The sequence below is a fragment of the Caldimonas sp. KR1-144 genome (assembly GCF_049446155.1).
In the GTDB taxonomy this organism is placed as follows: Bacteria; Pseudomonadota; Gammaproteobacteria; order Burkholderiales; family Burkholderiaceae_C; genus Rivibacter.
Window position 1 is genome coordinate 633,397 of record NZ_JBMSEE010000002.1, and the last position, 21,787, is coordinate 655,183.

At 69.3% G+C, this 21,787-nt stretch carries 23 protein-coding genes; 17 read left to right on the plus strand and 6 right to left on the minus strand.

Going from position 1 to position 21,787, the window contains the following annotated elements:
- Positions 1–56: 56 nt before the first annotated feature.
- The 3 genes from ACO2TI_RS07035 to ACO2TI_RS07045 are packed head-to-tail and all read left to right on the plus strand — an operon-like array spanning position 57 to position 3,459.
- On the plus strand, positions 57–1,079 hold the full coding sequence (locus tag ACO2TI_RS07035) for a Bug family tripartite tricarboxylate transporter substrate binding protein (RefSeq protein ID WP_423283036.1): 1,023 nt from the start codon (positions 57–59) through the stop codon (positions 1,077–1,079).
- 16 nt (positions 1,080–1,095) lie between these two features.
- Entirely contained in the window at positions 1,096–1,890 is a 795-nt protein-coding gene (locus ACO2TI_RS07040) for an enoyl-CoA hydratase-related protein (protein ID WP_423283038.1), read from the plus strand.
- A gap of 30 nt (positions 1,891–1,920) precedes the next feature.
- Positions 1,921–3,459, plus strand: coding sequence for a malonate--CoA ligase (locus tag ACO2TI_RS07045; RefSeq protein WP_423283040.1), 1,539 nt, complete (start codon positions 1,921–1,923; stop codon positions 3,457–3,459).
- A 1-nt stretch (position 3,460) separates the two neighbouring features.
- Here the strand turns inward: ACO2TI_RS07045 and ACO2TI_RS07050 are convergent, their stop codons facing one another.
- Together ACO2TI_RS07050 and ACO2TI_RS07055 are read right to left on the minus strand one after the other, a co-directional pair.
- Positions 3,461–3,907 carry a TM2 domain-containing protein gene (locus tag ACO2TI_RS07050; RefSeq protein ID WP_423283042.1) on the minus strand — a complete coding sequence of 149 codons (447 nt, stop codon included), beginning with the start codon at positions 3,905–3,907 and terminating at the stop codon, positions 3,461–3,463.
- Positions 3,904–4,461, minus strand: a complete 558-nt coding sequence (locus tag ACO2TI_RS07055) for a GNAT family N-acetyltransferase (RefSeq protein ID WP_423283044.1) — start codon at positions 4,459–4,461, stop codon at positions 3,904–3,906. The genes ACO2TI_RS07050 and ACO2TI_RS07055 overlap by 4 nt, the downstream gene beginning before the upstream one ends.
- Before the next feature lie 197 nt (positions 4,462–4,658).
- Between ACO2TI_RS07055 and rpsP the strand changes: the two genes are divergently transcribed.
- From rpsP to ACO2TI_RS07085, 6 genes are all read left to right on the plus strand, one after another.
- A complete protein-coding gene (gene rpsP, locus ACO2TI_RS07060) occupies positions 4,659–4,919 on the plus strand; it encodes a 30S ribosomal protein S16 (RefSeq protein WP_423283046.1) in 261 nt (86 codons plus the stop codon).
- Positions 4,920–4,939: 20 nt separating this feature from the next.
- The gene (gene rimM, locus ACO2TI_RS07065) at positions 4,940–5,533 is read left to right on the plus strand and encodes a ribosome maturation factor RimM (RefSeq protein WP_423283048.1); all 594 of its coding nucleotides are present in this window, start codon (positions 4,940–4,942) and stop codon (positions 5,531–5,533) included.
- A gap of 22 nt (positions 5,534–5,555) precedes the next feature.
- The gene (gene trmD, locus ACO2TI_RS07070) at positions 5,556–6,320 is read left to right on the plus strand and encodes a tRNA (guanosine(37)-N1)-methyltransferase TrmD (protein ID WP_423283050.1); all 765 of its coding nucleotides are present in this window, start codon (positions 5,556–5,558) and stop codon (positions 6,318–6,320) included.
- A 92-nt stretch (positions 6,321–6,412) separates the two neighbouring features.
- Positions 6,413–6,766, plus strand: coding sequence for a 50S ribosomal protein L19 (gene rplS, locus ACO2TI_RS07075; protein ID WP_423283051.1), 354 nt, complete (start codon positions 6,413–6,415; stop codon positions 6,764–6,766).
- A 96-nt stretch (positions 6,767–6,862) separates the two neighbouring features.
- Entirely contained in the window at positions 6,863–7,549 is a 687-nt protein-coding gene (locus tag ACO2TI_RS07080; protein ID WP_423283052.1) for a CoA pyrophosphatase, read from the plus strand.
- 34 nt (positions 7,550–7,583) lie between these two features.
- Positions 7,584–8,573 (plus strand): CobD/CbiB family protein, encoded by a 990-nt coding sequence (locus ACO2TI_RS07085; protein WP_423283054.1) that lies wholly within the window; start codon positions 7,584–7,586, stop codon positions 8,571–8,573.
- 10 nt (positions 8,574–8,583) lie between these two features.
- Here the strand turns inward: ACO2TI_RS07085 and argH are convergent, their stop codons facing one another.
- Positions 8,584–9,996: an argininosuccinate lyase gene (argH, locus tag ACO2TI_RS07090; RefSeq protein ID WP_423283055.1), complete on the minus strand. Its 1,413-nt coding sequence runs from the start codon at positions 9,994–9,996 to the stop codon at positions 8,584–8,586.
- 80 nt (positions 9,997–10,076) lie between these two features.
- Between argH and ACO2TI_RS07095 the strand changes: the two genes are divergently transcribed.
- The 4 genes from ACO2TI_RS07095 (at position 10,077) to ACO2TI_RS07110 (ending at position 14,695) form a co-directional block, all read left to right on the plus strand.
- Positions 10,077–11,168 carry a sensor histidine kinase gene (locus tag ACO2TI_RS07095; RefSeq protein ID WP_423283057.1) on the plus strand — a complete coding sequence of 364 codons (1,092 nt, stop codon included), beginning with the start codon at positions 10,077–10,079 and terminating at the stop codon, positions 11,166–11,168.
- A 124-nt stretch (positions 11,169–11,292) separates the two neighbouring features.
- Positions 11,293–12,048, plus strand: coding sequence for a LytR/AlgR family response regulator transcription factor (locus ACO2TI_RS07100; RefSeq protein WP_423283058.1), 756 nt, complete (start codon positions 11,293–11,295; stop codon positions 12,046–12,048).
- A gap of 36 nt (positions 12,049–12,084) precedes the next feature.
- Complete coding sequence (locus ACO2TI_RS07105; RefSeq protein WP_423283060.1) at positions 12,085–13,344, plus strand: RsmB/NOP family class I SAM-dependent RNA methyltransferase; 1,260 nt, start codon at positions 12,085–12,087, stop codon at positions 13,342–13,344.
- A gap of 127 nt (positions 13,345–13,471) precedes the next feature.
- On the plus strand, positions 13,472–14,695 hold the full coding sequence (locus ACO2TI_RS07110) for a DesA family fatty acid desaturase (protein ID WP_423283061.1): 1,224 nt from the start codon (positions 13,472–13,474) through the stop codon (positions 14,693–14,695).
- Between the two features lie 164 nt (positions 14,696–14,859).
- On the opposite strand, the gene rpmG is transcribed toward ACO2TI_RS07110, so the two are convergent.
- The 3 genes from rpmG to trxB form a co-directional block, all read right to left on the minus strand.
- Complete coding sequence (gene rpmG, locus ACO2TI_RS07115; RefSeq protein WP_423283063.1) at positions 14,860–15,030, minus strand: 50S ribosomal protein L33; 171 nt, start codon at positions 15,028–15,030, stop codon at positions 14,860–14,862.
- 31 nt (positions 15,031–15,061) lie between these two features.
- Positions 15,062–15,295 carry a 50S ribosomal protein L28 gene (gene rpmB, locus ACO2TI_RS07120; protein WP_423283064.1) on the minus strand — a complete coding sequence of 78 codons (234 nt, stop codon included), beginning with the start codon at positions 15,293–15,295 and terminating at the stop codon, positions 15,062–15,064.
- Between the two features lie 180 nt (positions 15,296–15,475).
- Positions 15,476–16,432, minus strand: coding sequence for a thioredoxin-disulfide reductase (trxB, locus tag ACO2TI_RS07125; protein WP_423283065.1), 957 nt, complete (start codon positions 16,430–16,432; stop codon positions 15,476–15,478).
- A gap of 224 nt (positions 16,433–16,656) precedes the next feature.
- Here trxB and ACO2TI_RS07130 point away from each other — a divergent pair, with 224 nt between their 5' ends.
- The 4 genes from ACO2TI_RS07130 to ACO2TI_RS07145 all read left to right on the plus strand — a co-directional run bounded on the left by ACO2TI_RS07130 (position 16,657) and on the right by ACO2TI_RS07145 (position 21,676).
- Complete coding sequence (locus ACO2TI_RS07130; protein WP_423283067.1) at positions 16,657–17,325, plus strand: Crp/Fnr family transcriptional regulator; 669 nt, start codon at positions 16,657–16,659, stop codon at positions 17,323–17,325.
- Positions 17,326–17,392: 67 nt separating this feature from the next.
- Positions 17,393–19,732, plus strand: a complete 2,340-nt coding sequence (locus ACO2TI_RS07135; protein ID WP_423283068.1) for a DNA translocase FtsK — start codon at positions 17,393–17,395, stop codon at positions 19,730–19,732.
- Positions 19,729–20,343, plus strand: coding sequence for an outer membrane lipoprotein chaperone LolA (gene lolA, locus ACO2TI_RS07140; protein WP_423283070.1), 615 nt, complete (start codon positions 19,729–19,731; stop codon positions 20,341–20,343). The genes ACO2TI_RS07135 and lolA overlap by 4 nt, the downstream gene beginning before the upstream one ends.
- Before the next feature lie 13 nt (positions 20,344–20,356).
- Positions 20,357–21,676 (plus strand): replication-associated recombination protein A, encoded by a 1,320-nt coding sequence (locus ACO2TI_RS07145; RefSeq protein WP_423283072.1) that lies wholly within the window; start codon positions 20,357–20,359, stop codon positions 21,674–21,676.
- Positions 21,677–21,787: the final 111 nt, after the last annotated feature.

Consider the following 21,787-nt stretch of genomic DNA (forward strand, 5'->3'; position numbering starts at 1 on the left):
GCACGGCGCCATCCCGGCGCGCGTGCGGCCCATGACGACAACGAACGGAGATAACCATGACCGAGATTTCCACCATTCGCCGCGGCGTGATGCGCGCCGCCGCGCGAGCTGCCGTACGAGCTGCCGTGATGGGCGCCGCCGCGCTCGCGGCCTTCGGCGCATCGGCGCAGGGCGCGGCCGGCTGGCCGACCAAGCCGGTGACGATCGTCGTGCCGTTCCCGGCCGGCGGCGGCACCGACGCGTTCGCGCGCCCGCTGTCGGCCGCGCTGACCAAGCAGCTCGGCAAGCAGGTGCTGATCGACAACAAGGGTGGCGCCGGCGGCACGCTGGGCGCCAGCGTCGCGGCCAAGGCGGCGCCGGACGGCTACACCTTCTTCATGGGCGCGGTGCACCATGCGATCGCGCCGTCGATGTATCCCAAGCTCGACTACAACCTGCAGACGGACTTCGTGCCGGTGGCGCTGATCTCCAGCGTGCCGCAGGTGATCGTCGTGAACCCGGCCAAGGTGCAGGCCAACACGCTGTCCGAGCTGCTGGCCTACCTGCGCGCCAATCCCGGCAAGATGAACTACGGCTCGGCCGGCAACGGCACCTCGCACCATCTCGCCGGCGAGCTGTTCAAGCTGCAGACCAAGACCTTCATCACCCACATCCCCTACCGCGGCGCGGGCCCGGCGCTGCAGGACCTGATCGCGGGGCAGGTGGACATGATGTTCGACGGCCTGGGCTCGTCGGCCAACCACATCAAGAGCGGGCGCATCAAGCCGCTCGCGGTCGCCTCGACCAAGCGCGCGCCGGGCTTTCCCGACATCCCCAGCAGCACCGAAGGCGGCGTGCCGACCTACGTGGTCTCGACCTGGTACGGCCTGTGGGCGCCCAAGGGCACGCCCAAGGAGCTGGTCGACCGCATGACCGCCGAGCTCCACCGCGCGCTCAACTCCGACGAGCTCAAGGCCGCATGGACCAACCTCGGCTCCGAGACGCCGACGCTGACCGGCGCGGCCTTCGGCCAGTTCGTCGATGCAGAGACCAAGCGCTGGGCCGAGGTGGTCAAGGCCTCGGGCGTCAAGCCTGACTGACCGTCGGAGCACTGCCATGGAAGTGCGCTTCGAGCGCGATCCGCGCGATGCCCGCATCGGGCGCCTGACGCTGTCCAACCCGGGCAAGCTCAATGCGATCAGCGTCGCGATGTGGCGTGCGCTGCGCGAGCATGCACTTGCGCTCGACGGCGCATCGCCGCCGCTGCACGCGGTGATCGTCGGCGGCGAGGGCGGCGCGTTCGCGGCCGGGGCCGACATCGCCGAGTTCCCGGCCTTTCGCTTCGACGTCGAGACCCTGCGCGACTACCACGAGCACACGATCGCGCCGGCGCTGCATGCGCTGCTCGCGAGCGACGTGCCGCTGGTCGCGCAGATCGACGGCGCCTGCGTCGGCGGCGGGCTCGAGATCGCCTCGTGCTGCGACCTGCGCATCGCTGGCTTCGACGCGCGCTTCGGCGCGCCGATCGCGCGCCTGGGCTTTCCGATGGCGCCCGACGAGCTGGCCGTCGTGCTGGCGGCGGCCGGCCGCGCCAGCGCGGCGGAGCTGCTGCTCGAAGCGCGCCTGCTCGACGCGCCGACCGCGCTCGCGCGCGGCCTGGTGCACCGCCTCGTCGACGACCCGGCCGGCGAGGCCTTCGCGACCGCGCAGCGCATCGCCGAGCTGCCGCGCGAGGTCGCGCGGGCCAACAAGCGCACGCTGCGCCAGCTGGCCGGCGGCGGCGTCGCGCATGACCAGCGCCATGCACACTTCAGCTACGCCGGTGCGGCGCACCATCGCGAAGGCGTCGAGGCCTTCATCGCGCGCCGCGCGCCGCGATTCGACCTCCGCGGCGACGAAACCAACGACTGACTCTCCCGCAAACCTCCAAGAGCCCGAGCCATGGCCGAACCCCACAACGAGAACCTGTTCGCCGCGCTGCGCGCCGGCTTTCCCGCCGACCTCGACCGCGCGGCGATCGAGACCGAGACCGGCCTGGTCTACACCTGGCGCGACCTCGAACGCGGCAGCGCGATGATTGCCAATCTGCTGGCCTCGCTCGAGATCCCGGCCGGCTCGCGCATTGCCGCGCACACCGACAAATCGGTCGAGGCGTTGCTGCTGTACCTCGCGACGCTGCGCGCCGGCTTTGTCTACCTGCCGCTGAACACCGCCTACCAGCAAGCCGAGCTCGACTACTTCATCGGCAATGCCGAACCGGCGGTGGTGGTGTGCAGCCCGCGCACCTTCCCGTGGCTGTCCAAGCTTGCCTTCCAGCGCGGCGTGAAGCACGTGTTCACGCTCGGCGACGACCGCAGCGGCACTCTGCTCGAGCGCGCCTCGCACTTTCCCGACACTCACGCGATCGCGCCCAAGCGCGCCGACGAACTCGCGGCCATCCTCTACACCAGCGGCACGACCGGGCGCAGCAAGGGCGCGATGCTGAGCCACGGCAACCTGGCGTCGAACGCGCGCACGCTCAAGGACTACTGGGACTGGCAGCCCGGCGACGTGCTGATCCACGCACTGCCGATCTTCCACGTGCACGGCCTGTTCGTCGCCAGCCATGGCGCGCTGCTCAACGGCAGCACGATGCTGTGGCTGTCGAAGTTCGAGCCGAAGTGGGTGATCGAGCGGCTGCCGCGCGCGACGGTGTTCATGGGCGTGCCGACGCTCTACGTGCGCTTGCTGCAGGAGCCGGGGCTCACGCGCGCCGCCTGCGCCGGCATGCGGCTGTTCATCTCGGGCTCGGCGCCGCTGTTGATCGAAACCTTTCGCGACTGGCAGCAGCGCACCGGCCACACCATCCTCGAGCGCTACGGCATGAGCGAGACGGTGATGCTGACCTCCAACCCCTGCAAGCCGCAAGACGGCGACCGCCTCGGCGGCACGGTCGGCCGCGCGCTCCCGGGCGTCGGCGTGCGAGTCGTCGACGACGCCGACCGCGCCGTGCCGGTGGGCGAGATCGGCAACGTGCAGGTCAAGGGGCCGAACGTCTTCGGCGGCTACTGGCGCATGCCGGAGAAGACCGCCGAGGAGTTCACCCCGGACGGCTGGTTCAAGACCGGCGACGTGGGCCGCTTCGACGCCAACGGCTATCTGACGATCGTCGGTCGCAGCAAGGACTTGATCATCAGCGGCGGCTACAACGTCTATCCGGCCGAGATCGAGGGCTACCTCAACGAGATGCCGGGCGTGGGCGAATCCGCCGTCATCGGCGTGCCGCATCCCGACTTCGGCGAGGCGGTGATCGCGGTGGTGGTGCGGCGCGCCGAGGCGCATCCCGAAGAGGCAGCGCTGGTGGCCGCACTCAAGGGCCGCATCGCGAACTACAAGGTACCCAAGCGCGTGTTCGTCGTCGACGAGCTGCCGCGCAACCAGATGGGCAAGGTGCAGAAGAACCTGCTGCGCGCCGAGCACGCCAAGCTGTTCGGTGCTTGAGTCACTGACTGATCTTGCGCGCCTCTTCGACCTGCGTTTCGAAGTAGCGCTGGCCGCTGAAGGCGATGGTCGCCATCAGCACCGCGGCGCCGACCATCAGCGCGACGATCACGCCGATCACCGCGCCCCAGCCGCTGCGCGAGGGCGCGGCGTCGGCGTTGAAACGCGCGTTCCACTTCTCGTCGGGCGTGAGGCCGTAGACGATGGCGGTGAGCATCGTGCCGGCCAGCGTGAGGCCCAGCAGGGGCAGCAGCAGCCACGAGAGGCGATCGTCCTGGCCGAACTCGAGCACGCGCTGCACGCCGTAGAGGCCGGCGAAGGTCGGCCAGGGCAGCAGCCAGCCGATGCGGTCGGTCGGGCCGTGCAGATAGAAGCGATGCAGCCCGAAGCCGCCGCCGATGAGCGCCAGCCAGGTGGCCAGCGTCTTGGAGCGGGTGCGCGCCGTCACGCGGCGTACTCGCGGGGAGCGCTGCCGTCGCCTTCGCCGAGCGTGCGCTGCATGATCACGACGTCGAGCCAGCGGCCGAACTTCCAGCCGGCCGAGCGCATCGTGCCCACCGGTGCGAATCCGAGCGCGCGGTGCAGGCCGATCGAACCGGCGTTGGCGCTGTCGCCGATCACCGCGACCATTTGTCGCGCGCCGAGCGCCTCGCAGCGTGCGATCAACTCGGCGAGCAGCAATCGACCGATGCCGTGGCCCTGAGCCTCGGGCGCCAGGTAGACCGAGTCCTCGAGGAAGAAGCGGTACGCGGGCCGCGGGCGAAACGGGTTGGCGTAGGCATAGCCGACCACGCGGCCTTCGCGCTCGGCCACCAGCCAGGGCAGGCCCTTGCCGAGGACGTCTTCGCGACGGCGGGTCATCTCGGCCAGGCTCGGCGCCTCGAGCTCGAAGGTGCCGGTGCCGTTCTCGACATTCCAGCCGTAGATGGCGGTGATGGTGCTCAGGTCCGCGGGAGCGCTGGGCCGGATCAGGCAGCGCTTTGCGCCGGTGGATGCAGTCATGGCGGGCGAGTTTATAATGCTCGGTTTTCGGCACCGGCCGGGGGCTTTTGTCCTTGGCGCGTATCTAACGGAGGCCGGAAATAAACGATTGCCGTCTTGGCTTGGGTCACACCGGAGCCGGCGGCGCCTGATCTGCAGGCCCCGCGTGTCTCCCGGGCGTGCTGGATCCCTGAACAGATTCGATTCAAGGAAACATCATGGTCGTGATCCGACTCGCCCGTGGCGGCGCCAAGAAGCGCCCGTTCTACAACATCGTCGCCGCCGACTCGCGCAACCGCCGCGATGGCCGCTTCCTCGAGCGCGTGGGCTTCTACAACCCGGTCGCCTCGGGCAAGGAAGAAGGTCTGCGCATCGCCTTCGACCGCGTCGAGCACTGGGTCGGCAACGGCGCCCAGCTGTCGCCCACCGTCGCGCGCCTGGTCAAGGAAGCCAAGGCCAAGGTCGCTCCGGCGGCCTGAAGCCCGGTTCGGCCTCGACCGTGCGGGACGCCGACGTCCTGAATCCGGCTGGCGAATCCACCGCCTGGCCCGACGACGCGATCGAGGTCGGCCGCATCATCGACGCCTGGGGCGTCAAGGGCGGCTTCAAGGTGCTGCCCTTCTCGAACGAACCCGACGCGCTGCTCGCGTCGCGTCGCTGGTATCTCAAGGCGGACGAAGCGCGCGTGCGGCCCGCAGGCGCGGCGCCGCTGCCGCCGGCGCTGTCGATCCGCTCGGCGCGCGATCAGGGCGACGTGATCGTCGCGACCTCGCCCGAGATCGCCGACCGCAATGCCGCCGAGTCGCTCAAGGGTGCCCGCGTATTCGTCTCGCGTACGGCCTTTCCTGCGGCGGGCGAAGGCGAGTACTACTGGATCGACCTGATCGGCCTGTCGGTGGTCAACCGCGCCGGCGAGGCGCTCGGCACCGTCGAGGGGCTGCTCGACACCGGCGCGCACAGCGTGCTGCGCGTGAGCTTCGACGCCGGTGGCGAGAAGCTGGGCGAGCGGCTGATCCCGTTCGTTGATGCCTATGTCGACCAGGTCGACCTCCCGGGGCGGCGCATCGTCGTCGACTGGGGGCTGGACTACTGAGCCTGAGCCAGGCTTGCGCGAAATGCGCTTCGACGTCATCACGCTGTTTCCCGAGCTGTTCGCCGCCCACCAGGCGGTCGGCGTGACACGCCGTGCCTTCGAGCCCGGCGGCGGCATCGACCTGCGCCTGTGGCCACTGCGCGATTACGCCGAGGATGCCTATCGCCGCGTCGACGATCGACCCTACGGCGGCGGGCCCGGCATGGTGATGCTGGTCGAGCCGCTGCAGCGCGCGCTGGCGGCCGTGCGCCAGTCGCAGGGCGAGCCGGGCGCGCCACGCCTGCCGGTGATCCTGTTCAGCCCGACCGGCGCGCCGATGACGCAACAGCGCGTGCGCGCGCTCGCGGCGGGGCCCGGTGCGGTGCTGGTGTGCGGCCGCTACGAGGGCATCGACCAGCGCTTCGTCGACGCCGAAGTCGATGAGGAGATCAGCCTCGGCGACTTCGTCCTCTCCGGCGGCGAGATTCCGGCCCTGGCGCTGATCGACGCGGTGGCGCGGCTTCAGCCCGGCGTGCTGAACGATGCCGCCTCCCACGAGCAGGACAGTTTCGCGGCCGACAGCGGCCTGCTCGACTGCCCGCACTACAGCCGCCCCGAGCGCCTGCCCGACGGCCGTGAGGTGCCGGCGGTGCTGCTGTCGGGCCACCACGCCCAGATCGCCCGCTGGCGGCGCGAACGACAGCTTGAGCTGACCGCGCGCCGCAGGCCGGACCTGATTGCCGCGGCCCGGGCCGCCGGCCGGTTGGACAAGCAAGACGAGCAGTACCTGGCCTCGCTTGGGCTATAATTTGCGGCTTTTCCCGATCCTCTGCCCGGCAGGCAATGCATATCGCATTGCTACAACCAAGACGCCGTGAGCACGATCACCCAGGAGCTTCAATGGACCTGATCGCCCAACTCGAGCAAGAAGAGATTGCTCGCCTGAACAAGACCATCCCGGCCTTCGCCCCTGGCGACACCGTGATCGTCAACGTCAACGTCGTCGAAGGCACCCGCAAGCGCGTTCAGGCGTACGAAGGCGTCGTGATCGCCAAGCGCAACCGCGGCCTGAACAGCTCGTTCATCGTGCGCAAGATCTCCAGCGGCGAAGGCGTCGAGCGGACCTTCCAGCTCTACAGCCCGCTGATCGCGTCGATCGAAGTCAAGCGCCGCGGCGACGTGCGCCGCGCCAAGCTGTACTACCTGCGCCAGCGCAGCGGCAAGTCGGCGCGCATCAAGGAAAAGCTCGCCTGAGCGTCCGGAACCGGGAGTCTTCCCGCTTTCGTCCTTCGCAAAGCCGCCCCTTCGGGCGGCTTTGTCATTGGGGCGCGCATACAGTCCCACGCCACGATGTCGCAGCGTTCGCTCATCCTCGATCCCGAAGCGGTGCCGGTCGTGCGCCGCGACGACGCCTCGCCGCCCGTGCCGCCCGATCGCCTCACGCCTTCGGCGCTGCGACAGCGCTTCGTCGCGCCGCCCAGCTGGGAGCCGGAGATGCGCGGCGACGGCCGCTTGATCGAGCGCGAGCCTTCGGCGGCCTCGGTGCTCGTGCCGCTGGTCGCGCGCGGCGATACGGTCTCGGTGCTGCTGACGCGGCGTACCGAGCATCTGCGCGACCACGCCGGCCAGATCAGCTTTCCGGGCGGCCGAGCCGAAGACGAGGACATCGACGCGGTGGCGACGGCCTTGCGCGAGACTGAAGAGGAGATCGGCCTGGCGCGCGGGCACATCGACGTGATCGGCGCGCTGCCCACCTACGCGACGGTGACCAACTTCGTCGTCACGCCCGTCGTTGCGCTGGTCGAGCCGGGCTTCGCGCTCAAGCCCGACCCGTTCGAGGTGGCCGAGGTGTTCGAGGTGCCGCTGGCCTTCCTGATGACGCCCGCGCACCACCAGCGCCACGCGTTCGAGAGTCCGGTCGGCCGGCGCGAGTTCTGGTCGATGCCGTGGCAGCCATCGCCCGAGGCCTCGCGCTACTTCATCTGGGGGGCCACTGCCGCGATGCTGCGCAACTTCTATCGCTTCCTCAGCGCCTGAGAACGCGCATGCGCTCGATATCATCGCGCGCACGATGAGCTTCTTCTCGGTTCTGCTTGCCCTCCTGATCGAACAGCTGCGGCCGCTGCCGCGCGTCAACGGCGTGCATGAGGCCCTGGTCGCATGGACACGCTGGGCCGGGCGCAATTTCGATGCCGGCCGCGAACACCATGCGTGGGTGGTGTGGGGCGTCACGGTGGCGGGGCCGACCCTGCTCGTGTGGGCGATCTACGTGGCGCTGCTGCAGTTCAGCCTGCTGCTGGCCTTCGCGTGGAACGTCGCGGTGCTGTACGTGACGCTGGGCTTTCGCCACTTCAGCCATTTCTTCACCGACATCCGCGACGCGCTCGAGCGCGGCGACGAAGTGACGGCGCGCCGCCTGCTCGCGCAATGGCGCCACCTCGACGCCAGCGAGTTGCCGCGCGACGAGCTGCTGCGCCAGGTCATCGAGCATGCGCTGCTGGCCGCGCATCGCCACGTGTTCGGCGTGTTCTTCTGGTTCGTCGTGCTTGCTACGGTCGGCCTCGGCCCGGCCGGGGCCGTGCTCTACCGGCTGTCGGAGTTCGCGTCGCGCTATTGGTCGTACAAGAACCGCACGGTGGGCATCACGATGAACGAGCGGCTTGCGGCGCGCTCACAGGCGATGTTCGGCGCGATCGATCACGTGCCGGCGCGCCTGACGGCCTTCGGCTTTGCGGTGGTCGGCAACTTCGAGGAGGCGATCTCGTGCTGGCGGCGCGACGCCGAGCTCTGGCGCCAGCGCAACGACGGCATCGTGCTCGCCGCCGCGGCCGGTGCCGTGGGCGTGCGTCTGGGCGGCAAGGCGCCACCGCCTCTCGCGCCCGATCGCAGCCAGGGCTTCGGCGCTGGCGCCTCGCCGCAGGAGGCCGAGGCCGCCGGCTCCACGCCGGGCATCACGCCCGAGCTGGGGCATCTGCGCAGCGTGGTCGGCCTGGTGTGGCGCTCGGTGGTGCTGTGGATGCTGCTGCTGGCGCTGCTGACGCTGGCCAACCTGACCGGTTGAGTGCCGAGATTCAGCCAAGCCGCGCGCGGTGGCGCGCCACTTGCGCGCGCACCTGCAGGGGCGCCGTGCCGCCGAGCAGGTTGCGTGCTTCAAGCGAGCCGCGCAGCGTGAGCACGGCATAGACGTCGTCGCCGATCGACGCATGGAAGCCGCGCAGCGTGTCGATCGGCAGCGCGGCGAGATCGACGCCCTGGCCGATCGCGTGCTTGACCGCATGGGCCACGACCTCGTGCGCGTCGCGAAAGGGCAGGCCCTTCTTGACCAGGTAGTCCGCCAAATCGGTGGCGGTCGCGTAGCCCTTGAGCGCGGCGCGCTCCATCGCCTCGGGCTTGACGGTGATGCCACCGGCCAGCTCGGCGAAGATGCGCAGCGTGTCCTTGAGCGTGTCGACGGTGTCGAACAGCGGCTCCTTGTCTTCCTGGTTGTCCTTGTTGTAGGCCAGCGGCTGGCCCTTCATCAGCGTCACCAGACCCATCAGGTGGCCGACGACGCGGCCGGTCTTGCCGCGCGCGAGTTCGGGCACGTCGGGGTTCTTCTTCTGCGGCATGATCGACGAGCCGGTGCAGAAGCGGTCAGCGAGATCAATGAAGCCGAACGATTGGCTCATCCAGAGGATCAGCTCTTCGCTCAGGCGCGAGACATGCACCATCACCAGCGCCGCCGCGGCGCTGAACTCGATCGCGAAGTCGCGGTCGCTCACAGCGTCGAGCGAGTTCTGGCACACGCCGTCGAAACCCAGCGTCTTCGCGACGCGCTCGCGATCGAGCGCATAGCTGGTGCCGGCCAGCGCGGCCGCGCCGAGTGGCAGCCGGTTCACGCGCTTGCGGACGTCGGCCATGCGCTCGGCGTCGCGCGCGAACATCTCCACGTAGGCCAGCAGGTGGTGGCCGAAGCTCACAGGCTGGGCGACCTGCAGATGCGTGAAGCCGGGCAGGATCACGTCGGCATTCTTCTCGGCAACGTCGACCAGCGCGCGCTGCAGTGCGCCGAGCAGCGCGACGATCGCGTCGATCTCGCCGCGCAGCCACAGTCGAACGTCGGTCGCGACCTGGTCGTTGCGCGAGCGGCCGGTGTGCAGACGCTTGCCGGCGTCGCCCACGAGCTGCGTGAGCCTCGCCTCGATGTTGAGGTGCACGTCCTCGAGCGCGAGCTTCCACTCGAACGCGCCCGACTCGATTTCCTGGCGGATCTGCGCCATGCCGCGCTGGATCGCGGCCCAGTCGTCGGCGCCGATCAGGCCCTGCGCATGCAGCATTTCGGCGTGCGCGAGGCTGCCTTCGATGTCGGCGCGCCACAGGCGCTGGTCGAAGAAGACGCTGGCCGTGTAGCGCTGCACCAGCTCGCTCATCGGTTCGGAGAACAGGGCGGACCAGGCTTCGGACTTCTTGTCGAGCTGGCTGGCGGGCGGGGGCGTGGCGGACATGGCGAAGGCGAGATGCGGCGCGAGCGGCTTGCCGCGGGGCGAGCCGGTTGAGGACAATCGATTGTAGGAGCCGCCCCACGATGCCCACAGCCGCCGCCAAGTCCGCACCTTCGACCGACGTCGCCTGGGCCAGCACCTTGCCGGGCGACGAGTCGGCGGTCCCGGCGCCGCGACGCGCGATGTCGGGCTCGGCCTTCGACGTCTGCCACGTCGGCGTGGTATTGCGAGCCATGCTGCTGGTGCATGGCGCGGCGGGTGTCGGCGTCGCCTTCGTCGCATCGAACGCCACCGACTGGCTATTGCGCGTGGCCACCGTGTCGATTGCCATCGTGCCGGCGCTGCTGCTGTGGCTGGTGGGCACCTGCGCCGCCAGTGCGCGCCTGATGCGCGCAGCGACCGCGGTGCAGTGGGCCGTGCCGGTCGCCTGGGGTGCGCTGTGCGCGGTGCTCGGCCACGGCCTGCTCGCGATGCTGAGCGCCGACCCCGTGCCATTTGCGCGCGGCGTGGCGGCCGCCACGGCGGGCGCGGGAACGGCCGCCGCCTTCGTCGCCTGGCTGCGCGACCGCGCCCGCCGCGAGCAGCCGGCGGCGGCGGCGGCACGGCTCGCGCAGCTGCAGTCGCGCATCCGTCCTCACTTCCTCTTCAACACGCTCAACAGCGCGATCGTGCTGGTGCGGCTGGATCCGGCGCGCGCCGAGGCCGTGCTCGAGGACCTGAGCGAGCTCTTCCGCGCCGCGCTGGCCGGCGGTGACGAGCACTTGAGCACGACGCTGCGCGACGAGGTCGAGCTGGCGCGCCGCTACCTCGAGATCGAGCGGGTGCGCTTCGGCGACCGCCTGCGCGTCGAGTGGGAACTCGATCCGCACGCTGACGGGGCCAAGCTGCCACCGCTGCTGCTGCAGCCGCTGGTCGAGAACGCCGTGCGCCATGGCATCGAGCCGATGCCCGGCGGCGGGCTGGTGCTGGTGTCGACGCGAGCGCGCCACGGCGTCGCCGAGATCGTGGTGCGCAACCCCGTCGGGGACGCGCGCACGCAGGCGCCGCGCCACGGCCTGGCCTTGCGCAACGCCCGAGAGCGCCTGAAGCTGATGCACGACGTGGCCGCCGACTTCCGCATCCAGCAGGGCGACGGCCGTTTCGAGGTCAGGATCGTCGTGCCGCTGTCGGCCTGAGCCCCTTGTCCCAGTGGAACCCCTCGGGCGCGCAACCTGCTTCGGGCGTGCAAACTAGCGCGCATGGCCGGGCGGGCATTGCATCCGTGGCCGGCGGGCGAAGAAGAAGAGGAAGGAACGGGACATGCAGAACATTCTCATCGTGGACGATGAGCCGCTGGCGCGCGTGCGCATCGCGCAGCTGGTGGCCGACATCGCGGCAACGAGCGGCTTGGCCGTCAAGGTGGCCGGCGAGGCCGACCATGCGCAGGCCGCGCTGGACTGGCTGAGCTCGCACAGCGCCGACGTCGTGCTGCTCGACATCCACATGCCGGGTCTGCAGGGCACCGGCCTGGCCCAGCGCATCAATGCCATGCCGGTGCCGCCGGCGATCGTCTTCGTCACGGCCCATGCCGAGCATGCGCTCGAGGCTTTCGAGCTGGCCGCGGTCGACTACCTCACCAAGCCGGTGCGCCGCGAGCGGCTGCAGGCCGCGCTCGAGCGCTGCGCCAAGCGCGCACCGGCCGGCCACGGTGCCGAGGTGCCGGTCATCATCGTCAGCGAGCGCGGCAAGGTCGTGCGCGTGCCGCTGTCCGAAGTGCTCTACCTCAAGGCCGAGCTGAAGTACGTGACGCTGCGAACCGCCGCGCGCAGCTACGTGCTGGAGGAGTCGCTGACCGAACTCGAGCCGCGGCTTGGCGATGCCTTCTTGCGCGTGCATCGCAACGCAATCGTCGCCAAGGCGGCCGTGCGCGCGCTCGAGCGGCGCGAAGCCGACCCGGCAGACGGCGAGGGCGCCGAAGGCTGGGCCGTGTGCGTGCGCCCGGTGGACGAGTGGCTCGCGGTGTCGCGTCGCCAGCTCACCGCGGTGCGCGAAGCGCTGGCGGCCAGCGGCCTGTGATCCGGGGTCGGGAGGCGGCGACGGGATAATCCGTCGATGTCTCCCACCGCCTTGCTGGACCTCGCGACCGAGCTGTTGCGCGCCGTCCTGAAATTCGACGCTCCGGCCGACGCCGTCGTCTCCGCCTTCTTCCGCAAGCACCGCGCGCTCGGCACCCGAGAGCGCCACACGCTGGCCGAGACCGTCTACGCGGTGCTGCGCCAGCGCCTGCTGTTCCAGCACCTCGCGCAGTCCGGTCAGGGCGCGCTCGAGCGCCGCCTGGCGGCACTCGGCTGGGCCGGCAGCGACACCTTCCTGCGCGGCGCGATGGGCCCCAACGAGCGGGACTGGCTCGGCCGCGCGCGCGGCGTCGACGTGAAGACCTTGCCCGACAAGCTGCGCCACAACCTGCCGGAGTGGCTGGCCGCGCCGTTGCGCGAGCAACTCGGCGACGAGCGCTTCTGGGCCCTGGTGCAAGCGCTGCAGCAGCCGGCGCCGCTGGACCTGCGCGTCAACATCGCCAAGGCCAAGCGCGAGGAGGTGCAGGCCGAGCTGGCCGCCCACGGCATCTCGTCCGAGCCGACGCCTTTTTCGCCCTGGGGCCTGCGTGTCGACGGCAAGCCCGCGCTCAACAAGGCCGAGGCCTTCACGTCGGGCCGTGTCGAAGTGCAGGACGAAGGCAGCCAGCTGTTGGCGCTGCTGACCGAGGCCAAGCGCGGCGAGATGGTGGTCGACTTTTGCGCCGGGGCCGGCGGCAAGACCCTGGCACTGGGCGCGATGATGCGCGGCAGCGGGCGGCTCTATGCCTTCGATGTCTCGGGGCACCGCCTCGACGCGCTCAAGCCGCGGCTGGCGCGCAGCGGCCTGTCCAACGTCTATCCGGCGCAGATCGCCCACGAGCGCGATGAGCGCATCAAGCGGCTGGCCGGCAAGATCGACCGCGTGCTGGTCGACGCGCCGTGCTCCGGGCTCGGTACGCTGCGCCGCAACCCTGACCTCAAATGGCGCCAGTCGCCCCAGGCGGTCGAGGAGCTGACCGCCAAGCAGCAGGCGATCCTCGCAAGCGCGGCGCGGCTCGTGAAGCCGGGCGGCCGCCTGGTCTATGCGACGTGCAGCCTGCTGAAAGCCGAGAACGAAGCGATTGCCGAGGCCTTCTCGGCGGCGAATCCCGGGTTCCGGCCCGTGCCGGTGGCCGAGATCCTGGCGCGTGCGCAGGTCGAACAATCTGCCGAACTGGTCTGCGGCGACTTTTTGCGGCTGTGGCCGCAACAGCATCGCACCGACGGCTTCTTTGCCGCCGTCTGGCAGCGCGACTGACGCGAGGCGGCGGAACGAATTGAGCGAGCCTTGCTCGAAGGCAAGGTTTGCGCGGTTTTGACCGGGCTTTCACCGGACTGAAACCAGGGGCTCCAACTACAATCGGGGGTCCGACGAAAGGATCTCAATGGATGCTCTGCAGCTCATCCACGACGCGCTGGTCAACGGACTGGCGCACGGCCTCCTCGAGGCCTCGTGGTGGCAAGTCGTGCTGTACACGCTGGTGTTCACGCACATCACGATCGCCTCGGTCACGATCTTCCTGCACCGCTCGCAGGCCCATCGTGCCCTCGACCTGCACCCGATCGTTGCGCACTTCTTCCGCTTCTGGCTGTGGATCGGCACCGGCATGGTCACCCGCGAGTGGGTCGCCATCCATCGCAAGCACCACGCCAAGTGCGAGACAGAGGACGACCCTCACAGCCCGCAGACGCGTGGCATCAAGACCGTCTTGCTGACCGGCAGCGAGCTCTATCGAACCGAAGCCAAGAACCAGGAAACCCTGGCCAAGTACGGCTATGGCACGCCTGACGACTGGATCGAGCGCAACCTCTACAGCCGCTACAGCTGGCAGGGCGTCGGGCTGACGCTGCTGATCGACCTGGCGCTGTTCGGCGCGGTCGGTGCGGCCGTGTGGGCGGTCCAGATGCTGTGGATTCCGATCACCGCGGCCGGCATCATCAACGGCCTTGGCCACTTCTGGGGCTATCGCAACTTCGAGGCGCCGGACGCTTCGACCAACATCTCGCCGTGGGGCATCATCATCGGCGGCGAGGAACTGCACAACAATCACCACACCTACCCGACGTCGGCCAAGCTTTCGGTGAAGCCCTACGAGTTCGACATCGGCTGGCTCTACATCTCGATTCTCGCCAAGCTGGGCTTGGCCAAGGTCCGCAAGACCGCGCCGGCGCTCAAGCTCGGCGCGGTGCGCCCGGTTGCAGACGCCAAGACGCTCGAAGCGATCATCGCGAACCGCTACGAGCTGATGGCCAAGTACGGCCGTGAGTTGCGCCGCGCCTGCCGCGCCGAGCTGGCCAGCCTCAAGGCGCAAGGCCAGAAGGACTCGCCCCGGTGGATGCAACTGCGTCTGGCCAAGCGCTGGCTGCACCGCGACGACGAGCGCATTCCCAGCGCGGTTCGTCCGCAACTCGCGGTGGCGCGCGCCGAGCATCCGGTGCTCGACAAGCTGATCGTGATGCGCGAGGAACTGCGCCAGCTGTGGACGCGCACCAATGTGTCCGCCGAGCAGCTGGTCGGCGACCTCCAGGCCTGGTGCAAGAAGGCCGAAGATAGCGGCATCGCCGCCTTGCAGGAGTTCTCGCTCAAGCTGCGCGCCGCGCACGCCTGACGACGCTTCGCACCGTTGCGGCGCAACGCCCCGCGGCCCTCGGCCCCGGGGCGTTTTGTTTGGCTTCGCTGAGCTGGAGCGCCAAGGCAGCAGGAACACCAAGGCAAAACAAAACCCGCCGGGCCTGCGCCGGGCGGGTTTCGGTCTGGAGAGCCTTGGCCGAATTACTTCAGCTTGGTTTCCTTGTAGGCGACGTGCTTGCGCGCCTTGGGGTCGAACTTGACGAACTCCAGCTTCTCGGGAGTCGTCTTCTTGTTCTTGGTGGTCGTGTAGAAGTGACCGGTGCCGGCAGTGGATTCCAGCTTGATCTTTTCGCGTCCGCCTTTGGTGGCCATGGTGTGCTCCTAGTTCAGCGTGGGCGGTGGATCAGAGCTCGCCCTTGGCGCGCAGGTCGGCGACGACGGCGTCGATGCCCACCTTGTCGATCAGGCGCAGCGCGGCGTTGGTCACGCGCAGTCGCACCCAGCGGTTCTCGGTTTCGAGCCAGAAGCGGCGGTACTGCAGGTTGGGCAGGAAGCGGCGCTTCGTTTTGTTGTTGGCGTGGGAGACGTTGTTCCCCACCATCGGGCGCTTGCCCGTGACTTGACAGACGCGTGCCATGACGCTTCTCCGTAGCGGTTTCGTTACAGCGGGCAGAGCAGGGCAGACGAATCCGGCCCTGGTGCCCACCCTTCCGGACGCTGCCCGCAATGCGAGCTGCTGCCGGGTCGGATTCGGCAAAGACAGCGATTATAGCGACAAAACCCGCCCCTGCGCGCGGGCCCCGGACCTCGCGCGGCCTCAGGCGGCCTGCTGCTCCAGGAATCGCTGGGCATCGAGCGCGGCCATGCAGCCGGTACCCGCGCTGGTGATCGCCTGGCGATAGACGTGGTCCTGCACGTCGCCGGCCGCAAACACGCCCGGCACGCTGGTCATCGTCGCGAAGCCGTTCAAGCCGCTGCGCGTGAGGATGTAGCCGTCCTTCATCTCGAGCTGGCCGGCGAAAATCTGCGTATTGGGCTGGTGGCCGATCGCGATGAAGCAGCCCTGGACCTTGATCTCCTCGGTCGAGCCGTCTTGCGCGCTCTTGAGGCGCACGCCGGTCACGCCGCTCTGGTCGCCCAGCACCTCGTCGAGCGTGCGGTGCAGGTGCAGCTCGATCTTGCCGGCGGCGACCTTGTCCATCAGCTTGTCGATCAGGATGGCCTCGGCCTTGAACTTGTCGCGTCGGTGGATGAGGTGCACCTTCGAGGCGATGTTCGACAGGTACAGCGCTTCCTCGACCGCGGTATTGCCGCCACCCACGACGCAGACTTGCTGCTCGCGGTAGAAGAAGCCGTCGCAGGTTGCGCAGCCACTGACGCCGCGGCCCATGAAGGCCTCCTCGCTGGGCAGGCCGAGGTACTTGGCGCTTGCGCCGGTGGCAATGATCAGCGCGTCGCAGGTGTACTCGCCGCTGTCGCCCTTGAGCCGAAACGGCCGCGCATCGAGCGTCACCTCGTTGATGTGGTCGAACACGATCTCGGTCTGGAAGCGTTCCGCGTGCTGCTGGAAGCGCTGCATCAGGTCGGGGCCTTGCACGCCGTGGACGTCGGCCGGCCAGTTGTCGACATCGGTCGTGGTCATGAGCTGGCCGCCTTGCGCCAGGCCGGTGACCAGCACCGGCTTCAGGTTGGCGCGCGCGGCGTAGACGGCGGCGGTGTAGCCGGCCGGGCCGGAGCCGAGGATCAGAACCTGGGCGTGCTTGGGAGTGCTCATGGGCGTTGGAGAATGCGGGCTTGCAACAGGCTGGTAAACGTGCGGAGCCGCACGAAGCGAACGATCGTTTAGATTCGGGCATGTGACTTGCGTCACGTCACGCGCTTCACGGGCGACTGCCAAGACTGCATTTTAGGTAGTCACCCAGCGGTACAAGGCCGTGCCGTGCAATGACCGCGATAGCGCGGTCCGACAAGAACGAAACAAACTCAGGAGGCCACTCGATGGCGATGTTGTCCAACCTCGACCTGATCCGCCGGGTCCCGTTGTTTTCGATGCTGACCGGCGAACAGGCCCAGTCAATCGCCGAAGGCGTGGTCAAGCGCCGCTTCCGGCGCGGCGAGGTGATCGTGGAGCAGGGCCTGCGCTCGAACGCACTGTTCATCCTGCTGACCGGCCGTGCGCGTGTGGTCACGTCGGACCACCGCGGCCGCGAGGTGATCCTCGCGGTGCTGCAGCCCGGCGATTACCTGGGCGAGATGAGCCTCATCGACGGCGAGCCGCATTCGGCCACCGTGCGCGCCGAGGTGCAGACCGATGCGCTGGTGCTGGGCCGCGGCGATTTCGCCCATTGCCTGCCCGAGACCAACAGCCTGTCTTACGCCATCATGCGCGGCCTGGTGGCGCGGCTGCGCGCGGCCGACCGCCAGATCGAGTCGCTGGCGCTGCTCGACGTCTATGGCCGCGTCGCGCGCGCCTTGCTCGACATGTCGGAAGACGGCCACGAGTTCAAGTGGATCCGCAACAAGGTCTCGCGCCAGGATCTGGCCAAGGTTGTGGGCGCCTCGCGCGAGATGGTCAGCCGCGTCATGAAGGACCTGGAAGAGCGCGGCTTCATCGTGACGCAGGAAGACGGCTCGGTGATCCTGCGCGAGCGCCTCGCCCAGCGTTGACGAACGCTTACCGGCGCCGCGGTCCGTGCCGCGGCCTCGTTGCCAGGGCTCGGCGACAATCCCTCCCATGAGTTTTCCTCTCGGTTCGCTCGGGGCGACCGCGGGCGCTTCGCTCGACTCGCCGCTGCCCTCGTCGCCGGTCGCGCGCTTTCGATTGCAGGTGCTGCTCGTGGCCGGTGCGCTGGTCTGGCTGCTGGCGCTGCTTGCGCTCGTGACCCACAGCCCGCTCGATGCGGCCTGGTCCAGCTCCGGCATCGGTGACGGCAGCGTGCGCAATCTCGCCGGCGTCGTCGGCGCCTGGTTCTCCGACATCGCCTTCTTCCTCTTCGGCCGCTCGGCCTGGTGGGCACCGCTGATCGGCGGCATTGCCTGGCTGGCGGCGCTGGCGCGTCTGCTGCGCACCGGCCAGGCACCGGGCCCGGCCCTCGTGCCGCCGCGTCCGCGCTGGCTGTTCTGGCTGGGCGTGGTGCTGCTGTTCATGGCCAGCTGCTCGCTTGAATGGAGCCGGCTCTACGGCGGCGAGTTGCGCCTGCCCGGCGGCCAGGCGGGCGGGGTGCTGGGCGCGACGCTCGGCGCCTTCAGCGTCAAGGCGCTGGGCTTCGCGGGATCGGGCGTCACCTGGATCGCGGTGCTGGTCCTCGCGCTGCCGCTGGCGCTGCGCTTCTCGTGGGCGTCTGCGGCCGAGCGCCTCGGCGCGGCCATCGAAGGCCTGCGCGAGCGCCGGCTCGAGCGCCGCGAGCGCGCCGAGGATCAGCGCCTGGGCGAGCAGGCGCTGCGCGAACGCGAGCTGGTCGTCGAGGTCGAGCGCGAGCACATCGAGGAGCACGTGCCGCTGGTCATCGAGGCGCCGGTGGTCGAGGTGCCCAAGAGCGCGCGCGTCGCCAAGGAAAAGCAAAAGCCGCTGTTCAGCGAGCTGGCCGACACCAAGCTGCCGCAGGTCGATCTGTTGGATGCCGCGCCCGGCCGCTTGGAGACCGTGACGCCGGAGTCGCTCGAGATGACCTCGCGGCTGATCGAAAAGAAGCTCAAGGACTTCGGCGTCGAGGTGCGCGTGGTCGCGGCCTCGCCCGGGCCGGTGATCACGCGCTACGAGATCGAGCCCGCCACCGGCGTGAAGGGCTCGCAGATCGTCAACCTGGCCAAGGACCTCGCGCGTTCACTGAGCCTGGTGAGCATTCGCGTGGTCGAGACCATCCCGGGCAAGAACTACATGGCGCTGGAGCTGCCCAACGCCAAGCGCCAGATGATCCGCCTGGCCGAGATCCTCGGCTCGCAGGCCTACAACGATGCGCATTCGATGCTCAGCATCGGCCTGGGTAAGGACATCGTCGGCGGCCCGGTCGTCGCCGATCTCGCGAAGATGCCGCACTGCCTCGTGGCCGGCACCACCGGCTCGGGCAAGTCGGTCGGCATCAACGCGACGATTCTTTCGCTGCTCTACAAGGCCGAGGCCAAGGACGTTCGCCTGATCCTCATCGACCCGAAGATGCTCGAGATGAGCGTCTACGAGGGCATCCCGCACCTGCTGTGCCCGGTGGTCACCGACATGAAGCAGGCCGCCAACGCGCTCAACTGGGGCGTGGGCGAGATGGAGCGGCGCTACAAGCTGATGAGCAAGCTGGGCGTGCGCAACCTCGCCGGCTACAACAAGAAGCTCGAGGAAGCCGTCGCGCGCGGCGAAACGCTGACCAACCCGTTCAGCCTCACGCCCGAGTCGCCCGAACCGCTCGAGCGCCTGCCCTATATCGTCATCGTGATCGACGAGCTGGCCGACCTGATGATGGTCGTCGGCAAGAAGATCGAGGAACTGATCGCCCGCCTGGCGCAGAAGGCGCGCGCGGCGGGCATCCACCTGATCCTCGCGACGCAGCGACCGAGCGTGGACGTGATCACCGGCCTCATCAAGGCCAACATTCCCACGCGCATCTCGTTCCAGGTCTCGAGCAAGATCGACTCGCGCACCATCCTCGACCAGATGGGAGCCGAGGCGCTGCTCGGCCAGGGTGACATGCTCTACCTCGCGCCCGGCACCGGCCTGCCGGTGCGCGTGCACGGCGCCTTCGTTTCCGACGACGAGGTGCACCGCGTCGTCGACTACCTCAAGAGCCAGGGCGAGCCGAACTACATCGAGGGCATCCTCGAAGGCGGCACGCTCGACGGCGGCGAGGCTGGCGACACCAATGCCACCGGCGGTGCCGACGGCGAAGCGGACCCGATGTACGACCAGGCCGTGGCCGTGGTGCTGCAGAACAAGCGCGCGTCGATCTCGCTGGTGCAGCGCCACCTGCGCATCGGCTACAACCGCGCCGCGCGCCTGCTCGAGCAGATGGAGAAGTCGGGCCTCGTTTCCGCGATGGCCAGCAACGGCAACCGCGACCTGCTGGTGCCGAGGCGGGACGCCGAATGAAGCGCCGCGCGCTGATCCTTGCGGGCGCGCTGCTGGCCGCGCCTGTGCTGGCGCAGGCCGACGCGCTTGATGTGCTCAAGAGCTTCGTCGCCGAAGCCAAGACCGGCCGCGCGGCGTTCACGCAGACCGTCACGTCGCCCGACGGCCGAAAGCAGCGTCCCGCCAGCGGCAGCTTCGAGTTCTCGCGGCCGAACCGCTTCCGGTTCGCCTACACCAAGCCCTACGAGCAGCTGATCGTCGCCGACGGCCAGAAGGTCTGGCTCTACGACGCCGACCTCAACCAGGTCACGGTGCGTCCGCTGTCGCAGGCGCTGGGCGCCACGCCGGCGTCGCTGCTGGCAGGCAGCGACCTCGGCCGAGACTTCGACCTGAAGGCACTGCCCGACGACGGCGGTCTGCAGTGGGTGCAGGCCGTGCCCAAGGTCAAGGAAGGCGGCGTGCAGGCGCTGAAGATCGGCTTTCGCGCCGGGGCGCTGGCCGCGCTCGAGATCAACGACGCCTTCGGCCAGCGCTCGCGGCTCGACTTCAGCCAGGTCGAGACCAACCCCGCGCTCGCGCCCGAGCGTTTTCGCTTCACGCCGCCGGCCGGCGCCGACGTGATCCAGCCCTGAGCCGGTGCCTGCCGTGAGCCAGACTGCGCTCGACCTGATCGGCGACGGCGGCGCGACCGACGAGGCCCCGCTGGCCGAGCGGCTGCGTCCGCGGCGCATCGACGAGGTGATCGGCCAGCCGCAGCTGCTCGGCGCCGGCAAGCCGCTGGCCACTGCGTTCGCATCGGGGCGGCCGCATTCGATGATCCTGTGGGGGCCGCCCGGCACAGGCAAGACCACGCTGGCGCGGCTGACCGCCGAAGCCTTCGATGCGCAGTTCGTCGCGATCTCGGCGGTGCTCGGCGGCGTCAAGGAGATCCGCGAGGCGGTCGAGCAGGCGCAGGTCGCGCGTGCGCAGGGGCGGCGCTGCATCGTCTTCGTCGACGAGGTGCACCGCTTCAACAAGGCACAGCAGGATGCCTTCTTGCCGCACGTGGAGTCGGGCCTGTTCACCTTCGTCGGCGCGACCACCGAGAACCCCAGCTTCGAGGTCAATGCCGCGCTGCTGTCGCGCGCGACCGTGCACGTGCTGCAGCCGCTGGGCGAGGCCGACCTCGCCCGGCTGCTCGAACGCGGGCGCGCTCTGCTCGGTGCGCCGCCGATCAGCGACGCCGCGCGCGCGCGGCTGATCGGCTATGCCGACGGCGACGCGCGCCGGCTGCTCAACACCTACGAGAACGTGGTCCGCATGGCCGGCGCCGCGCCCGAGATCGACGAGGCCACGCTCGAGCGCGCCCTGGGCGAGCAGCTGCGCCGCTACGACAAGGGCGGCGACCAGTTCTACGACAGCATCTCGGCGCTGCACAAGAGCGTGCGCGGTTCGGACCCGGATGCCGCGCTGTACTGGTTCGTGCGCATGCTCGACGGCGGTGCCGACCCGCGCTACATCGCGCGGCGCCTGGTGCGCATGGCCAGCGAGGACATCGGCCTGGCCGACCCGCGCGCGCTTCGCCTGGCACTCGACGCCAGCGAGACGTATGAACGCCTGGGTTCGCCCGAAGGCGAGCTGACGCTGGCGCAGGCGGTGGTCTATCTCGCGGTCGCGCCCAAGAGCAATGCGCTCTACAACGCCTACAACACGGTGCGCGCCTTCGTCCGACAGGATGGCTCGCGACCCGTGCCGCTGCACCTGCGCAATGCACCGACCAAGCTGATGAAGAGCCTGGACTACGGCCGCGACTATCGCTATGCGCACGACGAGGAGGGCGCTTTCGCGGCCGGCGAGCGCTACCTGCCCGACGGGATCGACCCTCCAACGTTCTACGAGCCCAGCGATCGCGGGCTCGAAATCCGCATCGGCGAGAAGCTCGCGCAGCTGCGAGCGGCCAACCGCCGCGCGCGCGGCGGCGAGTAGACACTTCCGTCCTCGCACGCGCGTACGCTGCCTTCATGCGCTTCACAGCCGCGTCCGGTACCGTGGCCGGAAGGGGAGATACCCGAGTTCGGAGCCACGTCGACGCTGGCT